Origin of the sequence: Klebsiella huaxiensis (genome assembly GCF_003261575.2) — a bacterium.
Taxonomy (GTDB): Bacteria; Pseudomonadota; Gammaproteobacteria; order Enterobacterales; family Enterobacteriaceae; genus Klebsiella; species Klebsiella huaxiensis.
The window spans coordinates 5,407,154-5,432,689 of record NZ_CP036175.1; the positions used below are offsets into that span (position 1 = coordinate 5,407,154).

Consider the following 25,536-nt stretch of genomic DNA (forward strand, 5'->3'; position numbering starts at 1 on the left):
CCCCTTCCCATTGCCATACCACTCCTTTTTTGTGGTTTTTTGCGCTGACGCAACGTTATCCAGGCAAACGTTTACCTGTTTGTGGATTAATCGCTTGATCCGAAATATGAGCTGCGTATAATGCCACCCGTTTTGCCGGGAGGAATTATGGTTCAGTGTGTACGACATCGCGTCTTACCGCGTCTGAAAACAGACGCTGGCCTGCCGTTTTTCCTTTCCGTTGCATCCGTATTCGTAAAGCCCCTTATTTAAGGGGCTTTTTTTTTGCCCAGGCGTCAGGAGATAAACATGGCTAACCCGCTATTTCAAAAACATATCATTTCCATAAACGATCTCAGCCGCGAAGACCTTGAACTGGTACTGGCGACCGCTGCAAAACTGAAAGCCAATCCGCAGCCGGAGTTGCTCAAACATAAAGTGATTGCCAGCTGCTTCTTCGAAGCCTCCACCCGTACCCGTCTCTCTTTTGAAACCGCCATGCACCGCCTGGGTGCCAGCGTGGTCGGCTTCTCAGACAGCAGCAACACTTCGCTGGGCAAAAAAGGCGAAACTCTGGCCGACACCATTTCAGTGATTAGCACCTACGTCGACGCCATCGTCATGCGCCATCCGCAGGAAGGGGCGGCGCGCCTGGCGACCGAATTCTCCGGTGGCATTCCGGTTCTCAACGCCGGTGACGGCGCGAACCAGCATCCGACGCAAACGCTGCTGGATCTGTTCACCATTCAGGAGACCCAGGGTCGCCTCGAAAACTTGAGCATCGCCATGGTCGGCGACCTGAAATATGGCCGCACCGTCCACTCTTTAACCCAGGCGCTGGCGAAATTTAACGGTAACCGCTTCTACTTTATCGCGCCGGACGCGCTGGCCATGCCGCAGTACATTCTCGATATGCTCGACGAAAAAGGCATTGCCTGGAGCCTGCACAGCGCTATCGAAGAGGTGATGGAAGAAGTGGACATTCTGTACATGACCCGCGTGCAGAAAGAGCGCCTCGATCCATCGGAATATGCCAACGTGAAGGCACAGTTTGTTCTGCGCGCCGCTGACCTGGAAGGCGCACGAGCAAACATGAAAGTGCTGCACCCGTTGCCGCGCATTGATGAGATCACCACCGATGTCGATAAAACGCCGCACGCTTGGTACTTCCAACAGGCCGGTAACGGCATCTTCGCCCGCCAAGCGTTACTGGCACTGGTACTGAATAGCGATCTGGCACTGCATACTCAAAATGATTCGAGTTGCAGGAAGGCGGCAAGCGAGTGAGTCCCCATGAACATAGATAACTATGTGATTGGGGCGAACGAACGCAGCCAACGCGTCTGCGACTTGAATAATGAAGAGTATTAAGGGGAAATGACGATGACACACGACAACAAATTGCAGGTAGAAGCCATCAAACGCGGCACCGTTATCGACCACATCCCGGCGCAGGTCGGCTTTAAGCTGCTGACGCTATTCAAACTGACCGAAACGGATCAGCGCATCACCATCGGCCTGAACCTGCCATCAGGTGAAATGGGCCGTAAAGATTTAATCAAAATTGAGAACACCTTCCTCACCGACGAGCAGGTTAACCAGCTCTCCCTGTACGCACCGCAGGCCACGGTGAACCGTATTGATGATTATGAAGTCGTCGGTAAATCTCGCCCGAATCTGCCGGATCGCATCAACAACGTGCTGGTGTGCCCGAACAGCAACTGTATCAGCCACGCTGAGCCGGTCTCTTCCAGCTTTGCGGTAAAAAAACGTGAAAATGACATCGCGCTGAAGTGCAAATATTGTGAAAAAGAGTTCTCGCACAATGTGGTTCTGGCGAACTAATTGAGGTTGGTATTGTGTACCCGGCTCCCTATAATGGCCGGGTCTCTTACCCCTCATCTTTCAGGCTATCGTGAAGTTAGCGATGTAAAAGATGGGCGTAACTACTTCATTATGCTGTTATTCAGGAGAAATCATGTCTAAAACTATCGCGACGGAAAATGCACCAGCAGCCATCGGCCCGTACGTTCAGGGTGTTGATCTGGGTAGCATGATCATCACTTCCGGCCAAATCCCGGTCGACCCGAAAACCGGCAGCGTGGCGGAAGACGTTGCCGCTCAGGCGCGTCAGTCTCTGGACAACGTAAAAGCTATCGTTGAAGCCGCAGGCCTGAAAGTGGGTGATATTGTTAAAACTACCGTTTTCGTGAAAGATCTCAACGATTTTGCCACCGTTAACGCCGCTTATGAAGCCTTCTTCACCGAGCATAACGCCACCTTCCCGGCGCGCTCCTGCGTTGAAGTTGCGCGCCTGCCGAAAGATGTGAAAATTGAGATTGAAGCGATCGCTATTCGTCGTTAATTCGGGGCAGAATGAAGAAAGGCAGCCGAGAGCTGCCTTTTTTGTTTTTCCGTGTCTGGCCACTCACTGCCAGCCGTAGCGACGGCTGTAGAAGCCCTTAACCATCTGGGTCAGCGTCATATAGCCCGCCAGAATGGCAATCAGCCACGGGAAGTAGCTCAGCGGCAGCGCCTGAAGCTGCAAATAGCCCGCCAACGGCGAGAACGGCAGCGCAATCCCCACCACCATCACCAGCAGCGTCATCACAATTAGCGGCCATGCAGCGCGGCTCTGGATAAACGGTATCCGCCGCGTGCGGATCATATGCACAATCAGCGTTTGAGATAGCAGCCCTACCACAAACCAGCCGGACTGGAACAGCGTCTGATGCTCCGGCGTATTGGCATGGAAAACCCACCACATCAGGCAGAAGGTCAGAATATCGAATATCGAGCTAATCGGCCCAAAGAACACCATAAAGCGCCCGAGATCCGCCGGATTCCAGCGCTGCGGTTTACGAATCTGCTCGTCGTCCACATTATCAAACGGGATCGCAACCTGGGATACATCGTACAGCAGGTTCTGAATCAGCAAGTGCAGCGGCAACATCGGCAGGAACGGCAGGAAGGCGCTGGCGACCAGCACGCTGAAGACGTTACCGAAGTTAGAGCTGGCGGTCATTTTGATGTATTTGAGCATGTTGGCGAAAGTCCGGCGGCCTTCGATAACCCCCTCTTCCAGCACCATCAGGCTCTTCTCCAGCAGAATGATATCCGCCGCCTCGCGGGCGATATCCACCGCGCCATCGACGGAAATGCCAATATCCGCCGCGCGCAGCGCCGGGGCGTCGTTAATACCGTCGCCCATAAAGCCCACCACGTGCCCTTCGCGTTTCAGCACGGTCACGATGCGCTCTTTATGCAGCGGCGCCAGGCGCGCAAACAGGGTAGTGCGTTTTGCCAGTTCAGCCAATTCATCATCGTTCAGCGCTTCAACCTGGCTGCCGATGACCACGTCGCCCGCATCCAGCCCTACTTCGTGGCAGACTTTTGCCGCCACCAGCTCGCTATCGCCAGTAAGGATTTTAACCGTAATGCCGCTGGCCTTCAGCGCCTTCAGCGCCGGGGCGGTGGTCTCTTTCGGCGGATCGAGGAAGGCGATATAACCTTCAAGGATCAGGTCTGACTCATCTGCGCGCTGGTAGTCGCCTTCGCGTGCGGGCAGGTATTTCGTCGCCACCGCCACCACACGTAATCCCTGACGGTTTAGGGTATCGGTAACGCGACGAATACGCCGCAGCATGGTGTCGTCCAGCGGCACAATTTCGCCGTTATAGCGCACCTGAGCCGAGACGTTGAGGATCTCCTGTAGCGCGCCTTTGCAGATCAGCTGATGGACGTTGTCCTGCTCCTGCACCACCACCGACATGCGGCGACGCTCAAAATCGAACGGGATTTCATCTACCTTCTGCCAGCGTTCCGCCAGCCCGCGCGCCGACTCCAGCTCTACACCTTCCAGCACCGCGGTATCGAGCAGATTCTTCAGTCCGGTCTGGTAGTGACTGTTGAGCCAGGCCGCATGCAACACGCGCTCGCTCACCTTACCAGAGACGTCGGTATGATTCTCCAGCACGATTTTATCCTGCGTCAGGGTACCGGTTTTATCGGTACACAGAATGTCCATCGCGCCAAAGTTCTGGATAGCGTCAAGGTGTTTGACGATGACTTTCTGTTTCGATAGCTTCACCGCCCCGCGCGCCAGCGTCGAAGTGACGATCATCGGCAACATTTCCGGAGTCAGGCCGACGGCGACAGAGAGCGCGAACAGTGCCGCTTCCCACCAGTCGCCCTTGGTATAGCCGTTAATCAGCAGCACTATCGGCGTCATCACCAGCATAAAGCGAATCAGCAGCATGCTGACCCGGCTGATGCCTTTCTGGAAGGCGTTCGGTTCGCTTTCCTGCTCGCTAACACGACCGGCCAGTTGACCAAACCAGGTGCCGCCACCAGTGGCGAAAACCATCGCCTGCGCCGAGCCGCTCACTACGTTGGTGCCCATAAAGCACAGCGTGTCGCACTCCAGAGGATTCGCCTGTAACGGGTCACGGGTACGGGCCACTTTTTCGACCGGTAACGATTCCCCGGTCAGCGAGGCCTGGGCGACAAACAGATCTCGCGCCTGGATGATACGCAGGTCCGCCGGGATCATATCGCCTGCCGACAGCTTAACAATATCCCCCGGCACCAGTTGGTCGATGGGCAGCTCGCACCAGCGGCTTTCGCCCTGCTCATTGACCACCCGCAGTACCGTCGCGGTATTGCTGACCATCGCCTTCAGGGCATCCGCCGCTTTGGTCGAACGGGCTTCCTGGATAAAGTTGAGCAGCGTGGAGATCCCCACCATCAGGGCGATAACCGCCGCGGCGAACAGATCTTCCGTCGAGTAGGAGACAATCCCCAGAACGGTCAGCAGCAGGTTGAAGGGGTTGCGATAGCAGCTCCACAGATGCACCCACCACGGCGACGGTTTCTGCGCCGGGATTTGGTTTTCGCCGTACTGCGCAATTTTCTGCGTCACTTCGCCTTCGTTTAGCCCTTCAGGATGGCTGGCAAAGGCGCGCCAGATTTCATTTTCATCCATTGCCGCCACGTTCAGGCACTGCTTGCCGAGGGAGTCCGGAATCGGTGCGCTCGCCAGATTGCGGGCATCGGGCAGGGGATCGCGCTGTACCAGACGACGCGGTAAATGGCGGCCAAGCTGAGCAAACAGCTGGCGGGTAAAATTTTTCAACATAAACAGTCCCTCCGCGCTCGCGCGAGCGAACGCAGCACTACCGACAGGCGCGAGTAAACCTTACCTGTCAGGCATGTTATTTTTATGGCAGGGACATCAAAGACATCACTGCTTTACGCTTCCGGTAAAGCAGTGCTAAGCAGGCTTACCGGAAAAAAAAGTTGCTCCATCGAGGATGAGGAGTGGGATCGGGGTCCATAAAATCTCCGGTAAGTGAATACAAACGGCGCGAATTATAACGCCATCAATAATATATTTGTGACTATTATGGCGATGATACCCCCCGGCAACTAAACCAGACATAAACCAGACTTTGCTCATTGTGGTTTCGTTGCGTAGCATTAGGCTCACTTTAATCAGACCACAACGAGAATCCTGCATGCAAAACCGGCTGACCATCAAAGATATCGCCCGCTTAAGCGGCGTCGGGAAATCGACGGTATCGCGCGTGCTGAATAACGAAAGCGGCGTTAGCGAGCGTACCCGCGAACGGGTGGAAGCCGTAATGCAGCAGCACGGATTTTCTCCTTCGCGCTCCGCCAGAGCAATGCGCGGGCAGAGCGATAAAGTCGTGGCGATCATTGTCACCCGCCTGGATTCCCTCTCGGAAAATCTCGCCGTGCAAACCATGCTCCCCGTCTTTTACGAGCAGGGTTATGATCCGATTATGATGGAGAGCCAGTTTTCCACGGCGTTGGTTGAAGAGCACCTCGGTATGCTCGCCCGACGCAATATCGACGGCGTGGTACTGTTTGGTTTTACCGGCATTCATGAAGAGATGCTCACTCCGTGGCGGGAGACGCTGGTGCTACTGGCTCGTGACGCGCCGGAGATCGCCTCCGTGTGCTATGACGACGATGGTGCAATCACCTTGCTAATGCAGCGTCTATACGATCGCGGTCATCGTCAGATAAGCTTCCTCGGCGTGCCGCACAGCGACGTAACGACCGGGCAACGACGCCATCAGGCCTACCTCAATTTTTGCCAGAAAAAACGCCTCACTCCCCTCGCAGCGCTGCCTGGGCTGGGTATGAAGCAGGGCTACGAAAACGTCGCCAGCGTGCTGGCGGCTGACACCAGCGCGCTGGTCTGCGCTACCGATACCCTCGCCCTTGGAGCCAGTAAATATCTCCAGCAGCAGGGAATCGACAACATCCAGCTTGCCAGCGTCGGCAGCACGCCGTTGATGAAGTTTCTCCATCCGGAGATCCTTACCGTCGATCCCGGTTACGCCGAATCAGGACGCCAGGCGGCACAACAGTTGATCGAACAGATTGCTGGCAACCGTGAGCCCCGCCAAATCGTGATCCCCTCCGTACTGAATTAAGCCTGTCTTAACGATTAATGTGATCTTCGCTGCGTTTCGGGAACGTTCCCATTTTGCAATTCAAACGGAGCGAGTAGGATTCGCCTCAAGTTAAAACGCAACCTCTCCCTCGGTCATGAGGCTTCATCATGAGTAAAGTGAATCAGCAGGACATCGATAAACTTATCGAACTGGTGGGCGGACGCGACAATATCGCTACCGTCAGCCACTGTATTACCCGTCTGCGCTTTGTGCTGAATAATCCAGCCATTGCCAAACCTAAAGAAATTGAACAGCTACGCATGGTGAAGGGCTGCTTTACCAACGCCGGACAGTTCCAGGTGGTCATCGGCACCGAAGTCGGCGACTACTACAAAGCGCTGCTGGCCACCACCGGACAGGCCAGTGCGGATAAAGAGCAGGCTAAAAAAGCCGCGCGGCAGAATATGAAGTGGCATGAACAACTCATTTCACACTTTGCGGAGATCTTCTTCCCGCTGCTGCCTGCGCTGATCAGCGGCGGCCTGATCTTAGGCTTCCGCAACGTGATCGGCGACCTGCCGATGAGCAACGGCCAGACGCTGGCGCAGATGCACCCGTCGCTGCAAAGCATTTATGACTTCCTGTGGTTGATTGGCGAAGCGATCTTCTTCTACCTGCCGGTGGGGATCTGCTGGTCTGCGGTGAAGAAAGTGGGCGGCACGCCGATCCTCGGCATCGTGCTAGGCGTCACCTTGGTTTCTCCACAGCTAATGAATGCTTATTTGCTAGGCCAACAGGTACCTGAAGTGTGGAACTTCGGGCTGTTCACTATTGAGAAAGTCGGCTATCAGGCTCAGGTTATCCCGGCTCTGCTGGCGGGGCTGGCGCTCGGCTTTATCGAGACGCGCCTGAAGCGCATCGTGCCTGACTACCTCTACCTGGTAGTGGTTCCGGTCTGTTCGCTGATCCTGGCGGTATTCCTCGCCCACGCCTTTATCGGCCCGTTTGGCCGCATGATTGGCGATGGCGTGGCTTGGGCGGTACGTCATCTGTTAACCGGTAGCTTTGCCCCGGTTGGCGCCGCGCTGTTCGGCTTCCTGTATGCGCCGCTGGTGATTACCGGGGTCCATCAGACCACTCTGGCCATCGACATGCAGATGATTCAAAGCATGGGCGGCACGCCGGTATGGCCACTCATCGCGCTGTCCAATATTGCCCAGGCATCAGCGGTTGTGGGGATTATCATCGCCAGTCGCAAACAGAATGAACGCGAAATCTCCGTTCCGGCAGCCATTTCCGCCTACCTCGGCGTCACGGAACCGGCAATGTACGGTATCAACCTGAAATACCGCTTCCCAATGCTGTGCGCAATGATCGGTTCCGGCCTTGCCGGGCTGCTGTGCGGGCTGAACGGCGTGATGGCCAACGGCATTGGCGTCGGCGGCCTGCCGGGTATCCTCTCCATTCAGCCAACCTACTGGCAGGTTTACGCCCTGGCGATGGCCATCGCCGTGGTGGTGCCGATTGTCCTGACGACGGTGGTCTACCAGCGCAAATTCCGCCAGGGCACCTTACAGATTGTCTGATTTCTTATTTTAGGGGCGCGCTGTCGCCCCCTTTTTGTAGCAGGAACGCAATATGAATACCCTTCCGCTTTGGTGGCAAAACGGCGTTATTTATCAAATCTATCCGAAGAGTTTCCAGGACACGACAGGTAGCGGTACCGGCGATCTGCGTGGCGTCACCTCACGCCTCGACTACTTGCAAAAGCTTGGTGTTGACGCCATCTGGCTGACGCCGTTCTACGTCTCGCCGCAGGTGGATAACGGCTACGACGTGGCCAACTATACCGCTATTGACCCCGCCTACGGCACGCTGGACGATTTCGACGAACTGGTGGCTCAGGCGAAGGCGCGAGGTATGCGTATCGTGCTGGATATGGTGCTGAACCACACCTCCACCGCGCACGCCTGGTTCCAGGAATCACTCAACAAAGAGAGCCCATACCGCCAGTTCTATATCTGGCGCGACGGCGAACCAACCACGCCGCCGAATAACTGGCGTTCTAAGTTTGGCGGCAACGCCTGGCAGTGGCATGCCGAAAGCGAGCAGTACTATCTGCATCTGTTCGCCGTTGAGCAGGCGGATCTGAACTGGGAAAACCCGGCGGTGCGAGCGGAGCTGAAAAAAGTTTGCGAGTTCTGGGCCGATCGCGGCGTCGACGGCCTGCGCCTCGACGTGGTCAATTTGATCTCCAAAGACCAGTCTTTTCCGTCCGATACGGATGGCGACGGTCGCCGCTTCTATACCGACGGCCCGCGAGCTCACGAGTTTTTGCAGGAGATGAGCCGCGATATATTCACCCCCCGCGGCCTTATGACGGTGGGCGAGATGTCCTCCACCTCGCTTGAGCATTGCCAGCAATATGCCGCGCTCGGCGGCGGCGAACTGTCGATGACTTTTAACTTCCACCACCTGAAGGTGGACTATCCCAACGGCGAGAAGTGGACCCTGGCGCACCCGGATTATGTGGCGCTGAAAGCGCTGTTCAACCACTGGCAGCAGGGGATGCACAATCGCGCGTGGAACGCGCTGTTCTGGTGTAATCACGATCAGCCGCGCATCGTTTCCCGCTTCGGCGACGAAGGCGAATACCGCGTCCCGGCGGCGAAAATGCTGGCAATGGTGCTACATGGTATGCAGGGCACGCCCTATATCTATCAGGGTGAAGAGATAGGCATGACCAACCCGCACTTCAAGAATATTACCGATTATCGTGATGTGGAGAGCCACAACATGTTTATCGAACGCGCGGCACAGGGCCAGGGCGCAGATGAACTGCTGGCGATTCTGGCGAGTAAATCACGCGATAACAGCCGTACGCCAATGCAGTGGAACAGCGGTGAAAACGGTGGTTTCAGCGCTGGCGAACCATGGATTGGACTGTGCGACAACTATCGTGAGATCAACGCCGAAGCGGCACTGGCGGACCCGGAATCGGTGTTTTATGCCTATCAGCAGCTGATTGCACTGCGCAAGAGTACGTCCGTGCTGACCTGGGGTAACTATCAGGATCTGTTGCCGGAACACCCATCGCTGTGGTGCTATCGCCGTCAGTGGCAGGGGCAAACGCTGGTTGTCGTCGCTAACCTGAGCCGAGAATTCCAGCACTGGCAGCCGGAAGCAATAATCGGTGACTGGCGGGTGCTGATAAGCAACTATGCGGAAGCGGCGAATCGCCCATCCGATATGACCCTGCGTCCGTTTGAAGCGGTATGGTGGCTGCAGGAGTAAAGCCCCTCCCCGGCTTGCGCTGCGCTGACCGGGCTACGGGTCCAGCGCCGTCTGCGGAAACAAGACCGCAGAAGCGTGGAATGCGGTCAGCCTGAGATTTTTTCTTCCGGGCCTGATACTTCTTTTCAGGCCTAATTTTTGCTTATTAAATAAGCAGATAAATTTACATTAAGCGCTAGCGCCCATCATTGCTACTCTCCTCTTTTTACTTTGTTCTGCATCAATAAAATTGCAAACATCTTTGATGCAAAGCACTACATATAGAACTTAAAATGCGTCCCGGCCCCACATATTGTATTAATAGTCTATTATGTCACCACAACCTATCGTACTCTGGCGGTGATGGGATGTGGATAAAAAGGGCCGGGATCGGAGGGAAACGGCGGCAGCTATAGCGCCTCGTGACTTCGGTTGACCTTCCGCCTCTGTGGATAACCTGTTCTATAAAAGTATGGAGTGATCATGACACCGCATGTGATGAAACGCGATGGCTGTAAAGTGCCGTTCAAGTCAGAGCGCATTAATGAAGCAATTCTACGTGCAGCTAAAGCAGCGGGAGTCGATGACGCAGACTATTGCGCCACCGTCGCAGAAGTCGTTAGCCAGCAAATGCAGGGCCGCGCCCAGGTTGACATCAACGAGATCCAGACCGCCGTTGAGAACCAGCTGATGTCCGGTCCGTACAAACAGCTTGCGCGCGCCTACATTGAATATCGCCATGACCGCGATAGCCAACGCGAAAAGCGTGGTCGTCTGAACCAGGAAATTCGCGGCCTGGTTGAGCAGACCAACTCGGCGTTACTCAACGAGAACGCCAACAAAGACAGTAAAGTCATCCCGACCCAGCGTGACCTGCTGGCGGGCATTGTCGCCAAACACTACGCGCGTCAGCACCTGCTGCCGCATGACGTGGTGATGGCACATGAACGCGGCGTGATCCACTATCACGACCTCGACTATTCACCGTTCTTCCCGATGTTCAACTGTATGCTGATCGATCTGAAAGGCATGTTGACCCAGGGCTTTAAAATGGGCAACGCCGAGATTGAGCCGCCGAAGTCTATCTCTACCGCGACCGCGGTGACGGCGCAGATTATCGCTCAGGTCGCCAGCCATATTTACGGCGGTACGACCATCAACCGTATTGATGAAGTGCTGGCACCGTTCGTGACCGAAAGCTTCAATAAACATCGTAAAATTGCCGAAGAGTGGCAGATCCCGGATGCCGAAGGCTATGCCCGTTCTCGTACCGAGAAAGAGTGCTACGACGCCTTCCAGTCGCTGGAGTATGAAGTCAACACTCTGCATACCGCCAACGGGCAGACGCCGTTCGTGACCTTCGGTTTCGGCCTCGGCACCAGTTGGGAATCGCGCCTGATTCAGCAGTCCATTCTGCGTAACCGCATCGCGGGCCTCGGTAAAAACCGCAAAACGGCGGTGTTCCCGAAGCTGGTATTCGCGATTCGCGACGGCCTGAACCACAAGTTTGGCGACGCTAACTACGATATCAAACAGCTGGCGCTGGAGTGCGCGAGCAAGCGCATGTACCCGGATATCCTCAACTACGATCAGGTCGTGAAGGTAACCGGCTCGTTCAAAACCCCGATGGGCTGCCGCAGCTTCCTCGGCGTGTGGGAAAACGAAGACGGCGAGCAGGTTCACGATGGCCGTAACAACCTCGGCGTTATCAGCCTCAACCTGCCGCGCATCGCGCTGGAAGCAAAAGGCGACGAAACTGCGTTCTGGAAACTGCTGGACGAACGTCTGCAGCTGGCCCGTAAAGCGCTGATGACCCGTATCGCCCGCCTGGAAGGGGTTAAGGCTCGCGTTGCGCCGATTCTGTACATGGAAGGGGCCTGCGGCGTGCGTCTGAAAGCGGACGACGATGTCTCTGAGATTTTCAAAAACGGTCGCGCGTCGATTTCTCTGGGCTATATCGGCATCCATGAAACCATCAACGCGCTGTTCGGCAGCAAACATATGTACGACAGCGAAGCGCTGTTCGGCAGCAAACATATGTACGACAGCGAAGCGCTGCGTGAGAAAGGCGTCGCCATCGTTCAGCGCCTGCGCGAAGCGGTGGATCAGTGGAAAGACGAAACCGGCTACGGCTTTAGCCTGTACAGCACGCCGAGCGAAAACCTCTGCGACCGCTTCTGTCGCCTGGATACCGCTGAGTTTGGCGTGATCGAAGGCGTGACCGATAAAGGGTATTACACCAACAGCTTCCACCTCGACGTGGAGAAGAAGGTGAACCCGTACGACAAAATCGATTTTGAAGCGCCTTACCCGCCGCTGGCCAATGGGGGCTTTATTTGCTACGGCGAGTACCCGAATATTCAGCACAACCTGAGAGCCCTGGAAGACGTCTGGGATTACAGCTATCAGCATGTGCCGTATTACGGAACCAATACGCCAATCGATGAGTGTTACGAGTGCGGCTTTACCGGCGAGTTCGAGTGCACCAGCAAAGGCTTCACCTGCCCGAAATGCGGTAACCATGATGCCTCTCGCGTATCGGTGACCCGTCGCGTGTGCGGCTATCTCGGCAGCCCGGACGCCCGTCCGTTCAACGCCGGTAAGCAGGAAGAAGTGAAACGCCGCGTTAAGCATTTGGGTAACGGGCAGATCGGTTAATCCCGAGCGCTTTAGCCCCTCATCCTAACCCTCTCCCCACAGGGGAGAGGGAATCGCCCAGTCGCTGTTTGACCATTCGGAAGTCGTTCCCTTTACAAATGCAAAGACGCCCAACGTTTTCGCAAAGCAATTAGCGTCAGAGCAAGGCGGCAAACGAGGGAATCCCCGGGAGCGTACATTAAGTACGTGACCGGGGTGAGTGAGCGCAGCCAACGCGGCTATGGCGTTAATTGAGAAGCGAAAAATGAATTATCATCAGTACTACCCGGTAGATATTGTCAATGGCCCCGGCACCCGCTGCACCCTGTTTGTCTCCGGCTGCGTCCACGAATGCCCCGGCTGCTATAACAAAAGCACCTGGCGGCTGAATTCCGGCATGCCGTTTACTACCGAAATGGCCGATCGCATTATTGCCGACCTCAACGACACCCGCGTAAAACGCCAGGGGATCACGCTTTCCGGCGGCGACCCGCTACATCCGCAGAACGTGCCGGAGATCCTCAAGCTGGTTCAGCGCGTTCGCGCCGAGTGCCCGGGCAAAGATATTTGGGTATGGACCGGCTACAAGCTGGACGAACTCAACGCCGCGCAGATGCAGGTGGTGGATTTAATCAACGTGCTGGTTGATGGCAAATTTGTGCAGGACTTAAAAGACCCGGCGCTGATCTGGCGCGGAAGCAGCAATCAGGTTGTGCACCATCTGAGGTAGCTGCGCTACAGCCGTTTATTTGCTTTCCGGTAGACGGCTAATTTTTCTCGTTTACCCACAGCAACAACGTAAACAATCACAACTTCATCACGCACCTGATACACCAGACGATACCCCGATGCTTTCAGCTTAATTTTATAACAGTTAGGTAAGTCGCGAAGTCGTGAAGATTCGATACGAGGATTTTCCAGAACTACCGCCAGCTTACTTTTGAACTGTTTTTTTACCGTATCCCCCAGCTTATGCCACTCCCGGAGCGCCCGCGGATCGAACTACAGCTCATAGATCATCCAGGCTAACCTTGATCCCCTTCTCCGGATTTGCCAGACGTTCCCGAACGATTTGTACCAGCGCTTCTTCGCTGTCGCTGATAGTCACCGTTTTCACCGGCATCCGACCATTTTCCGCAATGTACTGAAACAAAAGCCGGACGGCTTCAGTCGGCGTGATATCGAGTTTTTCCAGCACGGCATAAGCCTCTTTTTTGAGATTATCGTCCAGGCGAACGTTAAGTGTGGCCATTATGCCTCCAGTAAGAATAGAAATGTAATGCATTATAGTATTACGTTTGAATTACATTCATTTCTGGAAAACGCCTCTCAAAACCGGCTGACGCACTCCATCGCCACCGTTTTAAACTCATCAAAGCTGCGAGTGGCGGCAAGTCGGGCCATTGCGCGTTCGCGCAAGAAGGTGACGAAAATATCGTAGATAGCCATCGCCTCTTCATACTCGCTTTTACTGATCGCGAGCAGGAAAATGATGTGTGCCGTTTCATCGCCCCAGGCGATGCCGTGCGGCGCAATCACCGTATAGACCACAGTCTTTTTGGCCAGCAGGCCGAGGGCATGAGGCAACGCGATACCGTCGCCGAGCATAGTACTGACGATAGCTTCACGCTCTACCACCGAATCATGAAACTCCGCCCCGACAAACCCCTCCTGCTGTAGCTGTTGGCACAGCGTGGCAAACAGCGTTTGCTGGTCCATCGGCGTATCAATCACCTGAAAATGAACTTCATCAAAATACTTGTCCAGCATCCACGGCCGGGTCCTGTCCACCAGCACCAGCTTGCCGATTTGATCGAGCTGATAGTCGGTAGGAAACGGCGCGATGGTCACCACCGGCTTATCTTTTTCGCTGATGCGTACGGTGGAGATCACAAAATCTTCCGCGATCTCTTGTCGTTGCTCATACTCGCGCTGCGACAGCGTGGCGGCGATCTCCAGTTGCGGATACTTACGTTGCAGAATAGCTTCAATCATCCGCACCATCGCGTTGCTGGTATCGCACACCAGCAGCACCTGCGGCTGACGCTGATAGCCAATATTGTAGTGGCGCTCCAGCCCGACGCCGATATGCAGCACCAGAAAGCCAATCTCGTTTTCGCTGATGGCATAGGGTGTATATTTCCCCCAGCTGGACACCGCCGCCAGGGTCATATCCCACGCCATCGGATAGTGCTGCTTGATGTTATCAAGCAGCGGGTTGGGGATCATTATCTGGTAGCGTACGCGGGTGATCATGGTCTTAATATGCGTCAGCAGATCGGCGTGCAGCTGGTCGTCATTCAACAGGTTGTAGTTATATTGCTGATTGATATAACGCAGGATGTAGTTCACCAGCGCTTCATCATCATCAGCGCTGATGGTCCCCGGATCGACGTCTTGTACCTGACGCGCGGCTAAGTGCACGCACAGCCACTCCTCTTCCGCTGGCGCAAGCGGTTTATCCGCTAGTTGCTGCATGGCATTTGCCAGCTCCCGCGCAGCATCACGAACGTTATGCGCCACATCATCGGCGCTGAAATCCACCAGCGGATACCCTTCGCTCACGCGGCGCACCACTACTGCGCCGTACAGGCAGACAAAACGCTCGCCAACGTCGGTCAGGCGGATCTGGTGGCGGGTCAGCGTCTCTTGCAGTATCTGCTCCAACCGCTCCGGCACGCCGGGAGTCAGCGCTTCTTCGCTGAGCTGCGGATTCAGTGCTCCCTGCTGCGTCAACTCCCACAGCAGGTCGGTCAGACAGGCACGAATCGACACTTCGCTGCCAAACAGCTTCATACCGTGGCGTGGACGCGTCTCCAGAGTCAGCTGATAACGCTGAAAACGTTCGCGCACCTCGGCCATGTCGCCTTGCAGCGTCGCCCGGCTAACGAACCACTCATCGGCCAGATCCTCCAGCTTGATGGAAAAGGCCGAAGTCAAAAAGCGCACTAGCAAAAAGTGGATCCGATCCGCCGCCGTTCGCGGGATATGCTGCGCTTTTGGCGCGCTCTCTTCCAGGGCCTGATAGCGCAACGGATCGTTAATGACCAACTGATAACCGCTGCCGCGGCTAAGAGTAAACTGCGCCCCATAGTGCAACAGCAGCTCGTTCAACGCAGTGATATCAGCGCGTACCGTCCGGGTAGAAACCGACAGCCGCTGCGCCAGCTCATCCTGCGGCAGCGTTTCGTTTTGCAGCAGGGTAAACAGCTGCGCTAAACGTGGATTGGGAAATCGCATGTCGGTTCCTTTTTCTTACGGCTCAGGGTTGAGCGGATATCACCATCTGAGATGGGCTGCCCACCGGGGTATAGTCTGGCGAAAACGTCAGCCTGCCGTCCTTCGGCGCGACGCTAAAACGGGTGATGTTGTCGCTACGCTGGTTCATGACGTACAGCCACTGGCCCTGGTTATCCAGAGTTAAGGTGCGCGGATAGTCGCCGCGGGTCCAGATATCCTCCTGATGGCTCAGGCTACCGTCGGCCATCACCGTAAAGTGGGCGATGCTGTTATGCAGGCGGTTGGCGACGTACAGCTGTTTACCATCCTGACTGAGGACCAGACCGGCGGCAAAGCTGGTGCCTTTATACTCTTTGGGCAGCGCGGAGACAGTTTTCCCCTCGTGTAGCAGTCCGCTTTGCTTATCAAGATGATAGAAGGTGAGCGTCGAGGCTTCTTCGTTAATCAACCATAGTCCATCACCCTGCGGTGTAAAGACAAAGTGGCGCGGGCCAGCGCCTGGGGACGACGCGGCGATAAACGGCGGATCGTTCGGTGTCAGCTTGCCGCTGGCGTTATCCATCCGGTATTGGTAGATCCTGTCCAGCCCCAGATCGGTAGAGTAAACATATTTACCGCTGGGATCGGCGGCGATCATATGAGCATGTGGGCCGTTATGATCGCTAATCGCAAAGCTGCCTTCGACGGCTGCTGCTGGACGTTCAGCCCCTGCTGGCCCTTGATCCTGGTGGACATCTACCGATTCGCCAAGGCTGCCATCTTCTTTCACCGGCAGCACCGCGATGGTACCGCTAACGTAGTTCGCCACCAGTAGATGACGGCTATCGGGAGTCAGGGAGAGATAAACCGGCCCGGCCCCGCCGGAAGCCACCTGATTCAACTCGCTCAGTTCGCCATTGCTGCCAATGCGCCACGCCTGTACCACGCCCTTTTCTACTTCGCTGGAGGCATACAGGGTTTTCCCATCAGCTGAGACGGTGAGCTGGGCGAGGTTCGGCAGTGTGCTAACCAGGGTTTTGTCACTCAATACGCCGGTTTGTCTATCGACTGTAAAACGGTATAGACCTTCCCCGTTGGGATTGTAAGTGCCGACCCAGGCGTAGTGGGTTTGCGCAGCCACGCTGGCGGCGAGCAGAGAGAGTGAAGCAACAAGCAGGTGACGAGCGGTAGGCATAGTAACTCCTTGATGGTTCGGTGGGATGTTTCCCCTCACCCCGCCCCTCTCCCTAAGGGGACAAGGGTTAGAGTGAGGGGCAATCGGCACTACTTAACAAGCTGTTTAGTGATATCCATCAGCTGACGTACATCTGCCGGACGGGTATTACCGCTGGCTTTATCAATAATCGAACTGTAGATATGCGGGATAATTTTGCTCACTCCAGCGTCCAGCGCAATTTTCAGGATTTCGCCGTAGTTTTCCAGATCGATCCCACCGGTTGGCTCCAACCAGAAATCATGGCGGGCGCAGGCCTCGGCTACCGCAATAAACTCATCGCGATGCTTTAACCCACCCATCGGGAAGTATTTAATCGAGCTGCCGCCCATATCCTTCAACAAAGCAATCGCGGTTTCCAGAGGCACAATGCCGTCGGGTGCGCCGCTGCTCAGCGGGCCGGTTGAGATCTTCACCATACCCGGCGTGCCGGTTGGTGAGACCAGACCGTTGACCACGGTTTCGTTCTGCCCCAGCAGTGCACGACTGGTGGCCACGCCAGTGAAGACCTGATTTACGTGCTGCGGCTGCACCTGACGCGAAATTTCACTGACCATTGCCGACTGGTTCGGATCGCCCGCTCCCAGCCCCACGGAAAGCGCGTTATCAATCAGCTGCGCGTACTCGCGCATATCGGCCACCGCGCTGGCGATATCGGGATAGTTTTTAGAGAGCACGCCGACCAGCACATGACCTTCCGCCGCTTCATAAATCTCGCGAGCGTTGTCTTTACTGCCCGCCAGCACGTTCAGGCAGACGCGGTCACGGTAAAATTTAGGGGTCAGTTTCATGCTTTTTTCTCCTGGTTCAGAACCTCAGCGATGCGACGGGAGACAATCTCCAGTTGCTGCGCGTTGACGCTGCGGACATCGGCTTCAATAATTCCTTCGTTAGCCTTATAGCCGCGGAAGTAGATAGCGTATTCACCCTGCTTCAGGGCGTTCACCAGCTCGCTGGTGTCCACGTCGGTCACGGCTTCATCAAATTTAATTTCAGCACGCGCGATATCGCGTCCCGCGCTGTCCCAGACCACTCGCGCAGTCACGCCGTTGAGCGTGTTGAGCTGGTTAATAAACGGCGTCATCTTCGCCACCATCTCCTCACCGCTCTCTTTGGTCGCCGTCAGGTAATGTTCGATAGCGCAGGTCAGACCAAGGATCCCCTCTTTGCCGACCTTCATCGCCCGCCCAATACCGTTCGACTGGCGTTTGACCCACTCGACGTACTGCGTTTTGCCAATCACCAACCCGCTGGTTGGCCCTTCGATGGCCTTTGCTCCACTGTAAATAACCAGATCCGCCCCCGCACGGTAATAAGCCTGTAAATCCTCTTCTGCCGCCGCATCAACGATCAGCGGCAGATTATGGAGCCGCGCCACCGCAGCCGCCTGCGCCACGTTGAGCATGCTTTTCTGCACGCAGTGGTGAGATTTGATATACAAAATCGCCGCGGTACGCGGAGTGATCGCCGACGCCAGCTGTTCGGCGGAACATTCGTTGGCGTAGCCCGCTTCCACCAGCCTGCCGCCGCCCAGCGCCACCATGGTACCCACCGGCGCGCCAAAGTTGACGTTATGGCCTTTCGGCAACACGATTTCGTTGTTTTCAATCGGCGTCACGTGCAGGTTTTCCAGCAGCCAGTCGCTGTCTTTCACCAGCACTGCCGCCACCGACTGGGCAATGCCTGCTGATGCGCAGGAGACGACGGTCGCCCCTTCCACGTCCAGCAGTTTCGCGATGTAAGCTCCCGTTTTATTTACCAGGTCCTTCATCTCGAAGTACTGGTTCATGCCCGCCATCGCGGCTTCCACCACTTCCGGACGCGGCGTAGAGACGCCGAGAATGGTCATACGACCGGAGGTATTAATGACCTGCTTTAAATCGTATTTTTCAAAAATCGAAGGCATTTTCCGCGCTCCCTTGTTCGGTCAAATAGCCCTTGCCCGCGCGAATGGCGGCAAGCGGCAGCAGAATCTTGTCGGCCTGAAGACTCTCTTTTTCGGCATCCACCAGCACAGTTGGCGTCTGCGCGAGGGTGAACAGCGTGAGATCGGCGTCATAGCCCACGTCAAGCTGCCCTTTGTGCGCCAGACGAAGCCCGTCGGCGACATTTGCCGTCACGCAGTCGATAACCTGCGGTAGCGACATACCGATAGCGAGAAATTTGGACATCACCAGCGCCAGTGAGCGCACAGGACCGTCGAGGCGGTTGCGGCAGTAGATATCTGAGCTGATAGTGTGCGGCAGAATGCCCATCGCAATCGCCCGGCGCGCGACTTCAAAGCTGAAGCTGGCAGTACCGTGACCGACATCAAGGCGCACGCCGCGCTGTAAAGCCCGGGTAATCGAGCTTTTCAGCTCGCCGGACGGCGTCAGGATGCGGTTGGGTTTGCCGTTGTAGCAATGGGTAATAATGTCGCCAGAAGTCAGCAGGTCGGCGATTTCATCGAGGTTCGGCGGATTATTGCCGATATGCACCATCAGCGGCAGGCCACCATTTTCCTGCTGGATAGTCTTCGCACGCTCCAACGGCGTAATGCCGTTTTCGCCCACCACGCTGCTGCTCATCCGCGCTTTCAGGCCGACGATAAAGTTCGGGTAGCGGTTGACCGCCTGCTTCACCGCATCCGCATCAATATTCGCCATGTTGGCCAGTTCGTTCTGGGCTATCAGCCCGACGCGGGAAATATTGAGCAGCGCATAAACCTCGGTCGCCGCTTTGCGGGTTAACTGATAGAAATCGTCAACGTCGTCAGCGCCGGTGCTGCCCGCATCAACCACGGTGGTCACGCCGGTGGCAATGCCCACGCTGTCCGGCTCATCGTGATAAATCGGTGAGTTCGGGTAGCAGTGGACGTGAGAGTCAATCCAGCCTGCGCTGACGTAATAGTTGCCGTCCAGTTCGACGGTTTTTCGCGAGGGCGCGCTAATCTCGCCCAGCGCCGCGATCTTTCCGTCCCGAATGGCAATATCCGTGATGGTATCGTCAACGAGGCGCGCGCGGCGCAGGAGTAAATCAAACATAGCTATCTCCTGTTAGAGCGGGCGCAAAGGCGCCCGCAGGACTTAACTAATCGCAATCGGGAAGAGGGTACCGAGGATCATCGCGCCAAGGATCGCGCCGCCGGTAATCGGCTTCTGCCAGATATAGAACAGCAGTGCGCCCAACAGAGAACCGATACCGATAGGAATCGATGCGCTCATCGCGCTGAGAATAATCAACGGTCCGAGGAAGCGGCCGGAAGCGTTCCCCGCGCCCATCATGACGTCGGCACCGTAAGTGGAGTCACTCTGGTTGATAGTGAATTTACGCGCCAGAATGATGATATAGCCAATCGCCAGACCAATGACCAGACCGGTAACCAGGGAAGCAATAAAGTTGGTCACCGGGAACATGATGCCCGCGCCGAGCAACAGCGCCGGAACGCCCAGGCCGACGCCGGTCTGAATCGCCCCTCCGATATCCAGAATCCCCACCAGCGAGCCTTCAATAATACGAGCGAACAGGAAGCTGGCGCCAAACGCCGCCACCGCGCCGTAGGCTCCGGTATCAATTCCCGCTTTCAGCATGGCGACAAAAGCCACTTCGTTAAACGCGCCGATCCCGTACAGGTAGTACATGTGTGTCCCGGCAAATACGCCGGAAGAGAGCAGGCCAACAAAGATCGGGAACGACCAGTCGGCATACCAAAAACCTTTATTTTGTTCCATGAGAGGCTCCTGTTATTTACCGCTGAGCGAGTTGTGGATCAGTTCCAGCCAGTTCGGCACGGTCATATGGAAGGATTCAATCATCTTCATATCGAAGCCGCGGAAGAAGCCGCTCAAGACAAACAGCGCGACAATAGCAACCATCATCACCTTAGTAACGCGGTGCCAGCCGCTCTCTTCGACACCCTTACCAATCAGGATCCCCAGCACCAGTCCCGGTACGGCGTTACCCATAATCAGCTGCGCCGCGCCGCCGAAAATCGTCGCCCAGAAGCCCGATTTCTTACCCGCATCAATCGCCGCCAGCCAGAAGATAACCGGCATCACGATGTTCACCAGCAGGTTTGCCGCCGGTACCAGCACTTTGACTGCAGTTACCTGCAGCGCTTCCGGTACTGAAGAGGCGGTCAGATTAAGGAAGGTGACGACAATCATGCCGATGATGCCGCAGGAAATAGCCATCTTCCTCGGATCGTGCAGCGTTTCGCCGACGTTGCGGTTTTTGATCATCAACGCCGCCGCGCCCCAGTTGGGAATAATGCGGTGGTCGACGTCCTGAGTGAAGGAGCCTGCTGCGACGGAGGAAGCCCAGGCGTTAAAGAAGAAACCAAGGCCAAAAGAGAAGTGGGAAGCCGGATCGCCTTCACATGAATTCAGCTCGCCCAACGTACGAAATGCGCCCATCCCTTGCGTGGTGGGCGCATGAAACATACGTGCCGCTCCGGCGCCCACGCCGACGCCAACCAGGCCGCCGATGATGAGCGATTTTATTAAAATTATCAGGAACATAATCTGACCCTTTGGTAAAATCAGGTTTGCGTGACGAAATCCACTTTATCGAGATTAATGGCGGTCACGGTGACGGTGACGTTCAGCTCAACGCTGTAGGTCCGTCGTTCACGGCGCAGAAAGAAGAACAAGAACGCCTCTTTCCGTACCGCTTCTCGCGCATGAACAACCTCCACATCCTGTGGTTCAATACGCAGTAAGATGTGCGGCGACGTTTTCATTACCGCCGCCTGGACATGGTTCAGGGCATCGGCGAAAGCGCGTGTTTTGCTCTCACCTTTGCCAGTAACGCTCACCGTGGTGGTGAATTGCTCTTTCATACTCACACGCCGTATTTCTTCTTCCAGGCTTCAACCAGGCGCTCGCCCAGCTCTTCTTTATCCATAAAACCGAAGCCCAGAACGTTGTAACCTTCGTTGATAGCAGTGACGCCCTCATCAACGGAACGCATGCCATATTTTGCTTTGTAGCCGTGCTTATTCTGTGCGGTGATAGCCCCTGCTCCACCGCTGCCGCAGAAGGAGATACCGAAAGTGGCGTTTTCGGCTTTCATCATGTCGCCCAGTTTCATATCCGCGGCGACGCCCGGTACCACAACGGCGCGAGCACCGGCTTTTTCCGCACCTGCGGCAACTTTTTGTCCTTTACCCAGACGATCGCCAATGACTACGGTGATTTGTTCCATGTTTTGCTCCTTACAGGTTTTCTTTTGCGACTTCGAAGTGGACGGACAGCAGCCAGGCTTCTTCATCTGGCAGATTGCCGAATTGCGCGACCACTTCGCGGGCCAGCATCATTGAATCTTCTGAAATCTCTTCGAACAGGCTGGCATCCACGTCCGGCAGCGGCTCGCCGCTGATTGACCGATGGGCCATCGCCCGCACGTGGGAAGTCAGCATTTGCTCCTGAACGTCGTTGGGGACGATATTGCGGCGGCTTAACAGTGCGAAGACCTGCTGCAGCATCTCGTCGGCCAGCCTTTCGGTTAGCGTGGCCTGCTCCTCTGGGACGTGTGTTACCGCTCCGTTATTCACTTGAATTACCCCGTTGATGTCTCTGGGGATAACACTAATGCCGGGGGGAAAGAGTTTGTAGCGAGTGGTTTTCCACTTCGAAGTGGAAAGAAGGACGGCAGGAGTGACTTATTTCACATAACAGCAAAAAATGTATTTATATTGTGAAATTCACATGATGAATATCACAAAACTGACGTTACCGACGACGCGGAACTCACGGAATAAAAAAGAGAAAAAATGTGATGGTGGTGGAATTTTGAGAGGGTTCTTCCGCCTGCGCGGAGCGACGGAACGGGTTTGGGGTTTGGTAGGCCGGGCAAGGCGTCAGACGCCGCCCGGCAGAAATACCGACTATCTAAAGACGATTAACGATATTTCTTATGGTAAGTATTACGAGTCGTTTTAAACTCTTCCGCTGCGGCCTGGGCTTCTTTGACTTTGCCTTCGTCAGCCAGCTTCAGCGCGCCGTCAATCTGGCCGATCAGCACATCAAGGCCGTGGCGATAGTCTTTCATTTCCGCGCTGTCCGAAGCTTTACCTTCCAGCTTCGGCGGCGTCTCTTTCTGGGCGTCAACCGCCGCAGTACGCATCTTATTCAGCGCCGCCTTCAGCTCACCGGCATCTGAAGTTTTCTGCACCACTTGCAGGTTCTCGGCAAGGGTATCCATGTCTTCGCCCAGATCGGCGAAGGCCGATGCCGAACCAAGCGCAAAAGCCGATACAGCCAGCATCGCTAACAGTTTTTTACGCATTGCTCACGTCCTTTTTTATTATGGAAGTATCAAGCGGGCGCGGCAGGACGCGCCCGGCACACAGGTCATTGCCCGGCGATTTTCATCTCCGGCAGCAGCACGGAACCGCACTGAATGTTGCTACGCGTTTCGATATCGTCGCCGATGGTCACGATATTACGCCACATATCTTTCAGATTTCCTGCAATGGTGATCTCACTGACGGGATACTGAATTTCGCCGTTCTCTACCCAGAAACCGGATGCGCCGCGTGAGTAGTCGCCGGTGACGCCGCTAACACCCTGCCCCATCAGCTCAGTCACCACAAGACCGGTACCCATCTCTTTAAGCAACTTTGCAAAACTCAGGCCACGGCCGTTAATGCGCCAGTTATGGATACCACCTGCGTGGCCGGTGCTCTTCAGCCCCAGCTTACGCGCGGAATAGTTGGTCAGCAGCCACTGGGTCAACACGCCATCTTTAATAATGTCGCGACGCTCTGTACGCACGCCTTCGCTATCAAACGGGGTGGAAGCCAGCCCTTTCAGCAGATGCGGATGCTCTTCAATGGTCAGCCAGTCCGGCAGGATTTGACTACCCAGAGCGTCGAGCAGGAAGGTGGATTTACGATAAACCGAGCCGCCGGCAATCGCTCCGACCAGGTGACCAAAAAGCCCGGTCGCCACTTCGTTGGCAAAAATCACTGGCGCTTTCATCGTCGACAGTTTACGCGGCGCCAGGCGCGATAAGGTGCGGCGGGCACACTCCTCACCGACCCATTCCGGTGATTGTAAATCTTCAAGCGCCCGGCCGATGGTGTAGGCGTAATCGCGCTCCATGTCGCCGTTTTCTTCGGCAATCACGCAGCTGGAGAGTGAATGACGAGTTGAGCAGTAGCTTTGCAGCATGCCGTGGCTGTTGCCGAACACCTTAATGCCGTAGTGGCTATTAAAGCTGCCGCCTTCGGTATTGCTGATGCGTTTATCCGCTTTCAATGCGACCTGCTCTGCACGAGAGGCCAGTTCAATCGCTTCGTCCGGGGAGACTTCCGCCGGGTGGAACAGATCGAGATCCGGAGCCTCAAAAGCCAACAGTTCTTTATCCGCCACGCCTGCGCACGGGTCCGGTGAGGTATAGCGCGCGATATCCAGCGCCGCCTGTACCGTACGGGCAATGGCCTGCGGGCTGAGGTCGGTCGAGGAGGCGCTGCCTTTGCGATTCTGGTGATAAACGGTGATGCCCAGAGCACCATCGCTATTAAATTCTACGTTCTCCACTTCACCGTAGCGGGTGCTGACGCCAATGCCGGTGGTTTTGCTGACGGAGACTTCAGCCCCGTCGGATTTGCCTGCCGCCAGTTCCAGCGCCGTGGTCACGGCCTCTTCCAGCGTCTTACGCTGCTGTGCAACTTGAGAGATGACTTTCATCGCTAATGCCATAATGTAAGAAGGAGTTAACTGAAGTCTAACAGAGAACCGTTTTTCAGTGCGCGCCTTAACTGGTAACATTAGCCTCTTTTTTAAGGAGCCTGAGATGACAAAGCAGCCCGAAGACTGGCTCGACGATGTCCCTGGTGATGACGTCGAAGATGAAGACGATGAAATTATCTGGGTCAGTAAAAGTGAAATTAAGCGCGACGCCGAAGAACTGAAGCGTCTTGGCGCGGAAATGGTAGAGCTTGGGAAAAACGCGCTGGATAAAATCCCGCTGGATACCGATCTGCGCGATGCCATTGAACTCGCCCAACGCATCAAGAAAGAAGGCCGCCGCCGCCAGATGCAGCTGATTGGCAAAATGCTGCGTAACCGCGATGTCGATCCGATTCGCCAGGCGCTGGACAAGCTGAAGAACCGCCACAACCAGCAGGTTGCGCTGTTCCACAAGCTCGAACAGATCCGCGATCGTCTGATTGATAATGGTGATGACGCCGTTGCTGAAGTACTGAACCTGTGGCCTGACGCTGACCGTCAGCAGCTGCGTTCGCTTATCCGTAACGCCAAAAAAGAGAAAGAAGGTAATAAGCCGCCGAAGTCCGCGCGTCTTATCTTCCAGTATCTGCGTGAGCTGGCCGAGAGCGAAAACTAATCCCGCAAGACTCCCCGGATTAAGGCCAGTGCCTGATCCGGGCGACCAAACCGAACGTACATCTTTTAAAATCGGTTTTAATTTTTCATTTTCATCTAGTATTGCTTCTTAACTTAACGTTTATTTCACAAAATCAGTTATCTTTTCCAGACAACCTCTCGATCCCTCTACGCTATCAGCGACTCCGAAACAAATTCAACAATCTGTTTTTATTTGATTAAATAAGAAAAACCTTCTTTAAAACGCCAACGTTAGCAGCAGTTTGCTTATCTTTGATCCACCTCTCAAAACGATTTTTGCATTTCATTCATTATTATAATGAAAAATTAATTTCATTAATACACGAAACAAGAAGTCATACGCAAGCGCACTCTGGCCAGTCAGTTCTGTTAATTAAAACCAGGCATCTGCAGTGGCGGAAGGTTTGGCGTCATTACA

At 55.4% G+C, this 25,536-nt stretch carries 26 protein-coding genes; 10 read left to right on the forward strand and 16 right to left on the reverse strand.

Annotation, left to right across the window (positions count from 1 at the left end; genetic code table 11):
- Positions 1-147: 147 nt before the first annotated feature.
- From DA718_RS25775 to ridA, 4 genes are all read left to right on the forward strand, one after another.
- Positions 148-252 carry a pyrBI operon leader peptide gene (locus tag DA718_RS25775; RefSeq protein WP_072351778.1) on the forward strand — a complete coding sequence of 35 codons (105 nt, stop codon included), beginning with the start codon at positions 148-150 and terminating at the stop codon, positions 250-252.
- A 36-nt stretch (positions 253-288) separates the two neighbouring features.
- Positions 289-1,266, forward strand: coding sequence for an aspartate carbamoyltransferase (pyrB, locus tag DA718_RS25785; RefSeq protein ID WP_112216264.1), 978 nt, complete (start codon positions 289-291; stop codon positions 1,264-1,266).
- Positions 1,267-1,362: 96 nt separating this feature from the next.
- The gene (gene pyrI, locus DA718_RS25790; protein ID WP_112216262.1) at positions 1,363-1,824 is read left to right on the forward strand and encodes an aspartate carbamoyltransferase regulatory subunit; all 462 of its coding nucleotides are present in this window, start codon (positions 1,363-1,365) and stop codon (positions 1,822-1,824) included.
- 133 nt (positions 1,825-1,957) lie between these two features.
- Positions 1,958-2,344: a 2-iminobutanoate/2-iminopropanoate deaminase gene (gene ridA, locus DA718_RS25795; protein WP_112216261.1), complete on the forward strand. Its 387-nt coding sequence runs from the start codon at positions 1,958-1,960 to the stop codon at positions 2,342-2,344.
- 63 nt (positions 2,345-2,407) lie between these two features.
- Here ridA and mgtA read toward each other — a convergent pair whose 3' ends face one another.
- Positions 2,408-5,116, reverse strand: coding sequence for a magnesium-translocating P-type ATPase (gene mgtA / locus DA718_RS25800; RefSeq protein ID WP_112216260.1), 2,709 nt, complete (start codon positions 5,114-5,116; stop codon positions 2,408-2,410).
- A 145-nt stretch (positions 5,117-5,261) separates the two neighbouring features.
- Entirely contained in the window at positions 5,262-5,315 is a 54-nt protein-coding gene (gene mgtL / locus DA718_RS31090) for a mgtA regulatory leader peptide MgtL (protein WP_142512859.1), read from the reverse strand.
- Positions 5,316-5,495: 180 nt separating this feature from the next.
- Between mgtL and treR the strand changes: the two genes are divergently transcribed.
- The 5 genes from treR (at position 5,496) to nrdG (ending at position 13,044) form a co-directional block, all read left to right on the forward strand.
- Entirely contained in the window at positions 5,496-6,443 is a 948-nt protein-coding gene (treR, locus tag DA718_RS25810; protein WP_112216259.1) for a trehalose operon repressor TreR, read from the forward strand.
- 128 nt (positions 6,444-6,571) lie between these two features.
- Positions 6,572-7,990 carry a PTS trehalose transporter subunit IIBC gene (gene treB, locus DA718_RS25815; RefSeq protein ID WP_112216258.1) on the forward strand — a complete coding sequence of 473 codons (1,419 nt, stop codon included), beginning with the start codon at positions 6,572-6,574 and terminating at the stop codon, positions 7,988-7,990.
- Positions 7,991-8,042: 52 nt separating this feature from the next.
- The gene (gene treC / locus DA718_RS25820) at positions 8,043-9,698 is read left to right on the forward strand and encodes an alpha,alpha-phosphotrehalase (RefSeq protein ID WP_112216257.1); all 1,656 of its coding nucleotides are present in this window, start codon (positions 8,043-8,045) and stop codon (positions 9,696-9,698) included.
- 462 nt (positions 9,699-10,160) lie between these two features.
- The gene (nrdD, locus tag DA718_RS25825; protein WP_112216256.1) at positions 10,161-12,335 is read left to right on the forward strand and encodes an anaerobic ribonucleoside-triphosphate reductase; all 2,175 of its coding nucleotides are present in this window, start codon (positions 10,161-10,163) and stop codon (positions 12,333-12,335) included.
- Positions 12,336-12,579: 244 nt separating this feature from the next.
- Positions 12,580-13,044 carry an anaerobic ribonucleoside-triphosphate reductase-activating protein gene (gene nrdG / locus DA718_RS25830; protein ID WP_112216290.1) on the forward strand — a complete coding sequence of 155 codons (465 nt, stop codon included), beginning with the start codon at positions 12,580-12,582 and terminating at the stop codon, positions 13,042-13,044.
- A 5-nt stretch (positions 13,045-13,049) separates the two neighbouring features.
- Here nrdG and DA718_RS25835 read toward each other — a convergent pair whose 3' ends face one another.
- The 14 genes from DA718_RS25835 to pmbA all read right to left on the reverse strand — a co-directional run bounded on the left by DA718_RS25835 (position 13,050) and on the right by pmbA (position 24,452).
- Positions 13,050-13,283, reverse strand: a complete 234-nt coding sequence (locus DA718_RS25835; protein WP_227016032.1) for a type II toxin-antitoxin system RelE family toxin — start codon at positions 13,281-13,283, stop codon at positions 13,050-13,052.
- 40 nt (positions 13,284-13,323) lie between these two features.
- Positions 13,324-13,566, reverse strand: coding sequence for a type II toxin-antitoxin system RelB/DinJ family antitoxin (locus tag DA718_RS25840; RefSeq protein ID WP_112216255.1), 243 nt, complete (start codon positions 13,564-13,566; stop codon positions 13,324-13,326).
- A 77-nt stretch (positions 13,567-13,643) separates the two neighbouring features.
- On the reverse strand, positions 13,644-15,554 hold the full coding sequence (locus DA718_RS25845; protein WP_112216254.1) for a BglG family transcription antiterminator: 1,911 nt from the start codon (positions 15,552-15,554) through the stop codon (positions 13,644-13,646).
- Between the two features lie 22 nt (positions 15,555-15,576).
- The gene (locus DA718_RS25850) at positions 15,577-16,728 is read right to left on the reverse strand and encodes a lactonase family protein (RefSeq protein ID WP_112216253.1); all 1,152 of its coding nucleotides are present in this window, start codon (positions 16,726-16,728) and stop codon (positions 15,577-15,579) included.
- Between the two features lie 89 nt (positions 16,729-16,817).
- The gene (dagF, locus tag DA718_RS25855; RefSeq protein ID WP_112216252.1) at positions 16,818-17,558 is read right to left on the reverse strand and encodes a 2-dehydro-3-deoxy-phosphogluconate aldolase; all 741 of its coding nucleotides are present in this window, start codon (positions 17,556-17,558) and stop codon (positions 16,818-16,820) included.
- A complete protein-coding gene (locus DA718_RS25860) occupies positions 17,555-18,673 on the reverse strand; it encodes a DgaE family pyridoxal phosphate-dependent ammonia lyase (RefSeq protein ID WP_112216251.1) in 1,119 nt (372 codons plus the stop codon). Before DA718_RS25860 ends, dagF begins: the two co-directional genes overlap by 4 nt.
- On the reverse strand, positions 18,657-19,790 hold the full coding sequence (locus tag DA718_RS25865; RefSeq protein ID WP_112216250.1) for an amidohydrolase/deacetylase family metallohydrolase: 1,134 nt from the start codon (positions 19,788-19,790) through the stop codon (positions 18,657-18,659). Before DA718_RS25865 ends, DA718_RS25860 begins: the two co-directional genes overlap by 17 nt.
- Before the next feature lie 42 nt (positions 19,791-19,832).
- Complete coding sequence (locus DA718_RS25870; protein ID WP_112216249.1) at positions 19,833-20,477, reverse strand: DUF4310 family protein; 645 nt, start codon at positions 20,475-20,477, stop codon at positions 19,833-19,835.
- Between the two features lie 12 nt (positions 20,478-20,489).
- Positions 20,490-21,266, reverse strand: a complete 777-nt coding sequence (locus tag DA718_RS25875; RefSeq protein ID WP_112216248.1) for a DUF4311 domain-containing protein — start codon at positions 21,264-21,266, stop codon at positions 20,490-20,492.
- A gap of 20 nt (positions 21,267-21,286) precedes the next feature.
- Positions 21,287-21,586 (reverse strand): DUF4312 family protein, encoded by a 300-nt coding sequence (locus DA718_RS25880; RefSeq protein ID WP_004108982.1) that lies wholly within the window; start codon positions 21,584-21,586, stop codon positions 21,287-21,289.
- Positions 21,587-21,588: 2 nt separating this feature from the next.
- Positions 21,589-21,951 carry an SFCGS family glycine-rich protein gene (locus tag DA718_RS25885; protein ID WP_110276583.1) on the reverse strand — a complete coding sequence of 121 codons (363 nt, stop codon included), beginning with the start codon at positions 21,949-21,951 and terminating at the stop codon, positions 21,589-21,591.
- Between the two features lie 10 nt (positions 21,952-21,961).
- Positions 21,962-22,300: a glycine dehydrogenase gene (locus tag DA718_RS25890; RefSeq protein WP_110276582.1), complete on the reverse strand. Its 339-nt coding sequence runs from the start codon at positions 22,298-22,300 to the stop codon at positions 21,962-21,964.
- 347 nt (positions 22,301-22,647) lie between these two features.
- The gene (gene cybC / locus DA718_RS25895; protein WP_112216247.1) at positions 22,648-23,034 is read right to left on the reverse strand and encodes a cytochrome b562; all 387 of its coding nucleotides are present in this window, start codon (positions 23,032-23,034) and stop codon (positions 22,648-22,650) included.
- Between the two features lie 65 nt (positions 23,035-23,099).
- Positions 23,100-24,452, reverse strand: coding sequence for a metalloprotease PmbA (pmbA, locus tag DA718_RS25900; protein ID WP_112216246.1), 1,353 nt, complete (start codon positions 24,450-24,452; stop codon positions 23,100-23,102).
- Between the two features lie 94 nt (positions 24,453-24,546).
- Between pmbA and yjgA the strand changes: the two genes are divergently transcribed.
- Positions 24,547-25,098, forward strand: a complete 552-nt coding sequence (yjgA, locus tag DA718_RS25905) for a ribosome biogenesis factor YjgA (protein WP_112216245.1) — start codon at positions 24,547-24,549, stop codon at positions 25,096-25,098.
- Positions 25,099-25,536: the final 438 nt, after the last annotated feature.

Coding starts and splice junctions, on each gene's coding strand:
- DA718_RS25775 (WP_072351778.1), top strand. CDS start 148: ATGGTTCAGTGTGTACGACATCGCGTCTTACCGCGTCTGAAAACAGAC.
- pyrB (WP_112216264.1), top strand. CDS start 289: ATGGCTAACCCGCTATTTCAAAAACATATCATTTCCATAAACGATCTC.
- pyrI (WP_112216262.1), top strand. CDS start 1,363: ATGACACACGACAACAAATTGCAGGTAGAAGCCATCAAACGCGGCACC.
- ridA (WP_112216261.1), top strand. CDS start 1,958: ATGTCTAAAACTATCGCGACGGAAAATGCACCAGCAGCCATCGGCCCG.
- mgtA (WP_112216260.1), bottom strand. CDS start 5,116: ATGTTGAAAAATTTTACCCGCCAGCTGTTTGCTCAGCTTGGCCGCCAT.
- treR (WP_112216259.1), top strand. CDS start 5,496: ATGCAAAACCGGCTGACCATCAAAGATATCGCCCGCTTAAGCGGCGTC.
- treB (WP_112216258.1), top strand. CDS start 6,572: ATGAGTAAAGTGAATCAGCAGGACATCGATAAACTTATCGAACTGGTG.
- treC (WP_112216257.1), top strand. CDS start 8,043: ATGAATACCCTTCCGCTTTGGTGGCAAAACGGCGTTATTTATCAAATC.
- nrdD (WP_112216256.1), top strand. CDS start 10,161: ATGACACCGCATGTGATGAAACGCGATGGCTGTAAAGTGCCGTTCAAG.
- nrdG (WP_112216290.1), top strand. CDS start 12,580: ATGAATTATCATCAGTACTACCCGGTAGATATTGTCAATGGCCCCGGC.
- DA718_RS25840 (WP_112216255.1), bottom strand. CDS start 13,566: ATGGCCACACTTAACGTTCGCCTGGACGATAATCTCAAAAAAGAGGCT.
- DA718_RS25845 (WP_112216254.1), bottom strand. CDS start 15,554: ATGCGATTTCCCAATCCACGTTTAGCGCAGCTGTTTACCCTGCTGCAA.
- DA718_RS25850 (WP_112216253.1), bottom strand. CDS start 16,728: ATGCCTACCGCTCGTCACCTGCTTGTTGCTTCACTCTCTCTGCTCGCC.
- dagF (WP_112216252.1), bottom strand. CDS start 17,558: ATGAAACTGACCCCTAAATTTTACCGTGACCGCGTCTGCCTGAACGTG.
- DA718_RS25860 (WP_112216251.1), bottom strand. CDS start 18,673: ATGCCTTCGATTTTTGAAAAATACGATTTAAAGCAGGTCATTAATACC.
- DA718_RS25865 (WP_112216250.1), bottom strand. CDS start 19,790: ATGTTTGATTTACTCCTGCGCCGCGCGCGCCTCGTTGACGATACCATC.
- DA718_RS25870 (WP_112216249.1), bottom strand. CDS start 20,477: ATGGAACAAAATAAAGGTTTTTGGTATGCCGACTGGTCGTTCCCGATC.
- DA718_RS25875 (WP_112216248.1), bottom strand. CDS start 21,266: ATGTTCCTGATAATTTTAATAAAATCGCTCATCATCGGCGGCCTGGTT.
- DA718_RS25880 (WP_004108982.1), bottom strand. CDS start 21,586: ATGAAAGAGCAATTCACCACCACGGTGAGCGTTACTGGCAAAGGTGAG.
- DA718_RS25885 (WP_110276583.1), bottom strand. CDS start 21,951: ATGGAACAAATCACCGTAGTCATTGGCGATCGTCTGGGTAAAGGACAA.
- cybC (WP_112216247.1), bottom strand. CDS start 23,034: ATGCGTAAAAAACTGTTAGCGATGCTGGCTGTATCGGCTTTTGCGCTT.
- pmbA (WP_112216246.1), bottom strand. CDS start 24,452: ATGGCATTAGCGATGAAAGTCATCTCTCAAGTTGCACAGCAGCGTAAG.
- yjgA (WP_112216245.1), top strand. CDS start 24,547: ATGACAAAGCAGCCCGAAGACTGGCTCGACGATGTCCCTGGTGATGAC.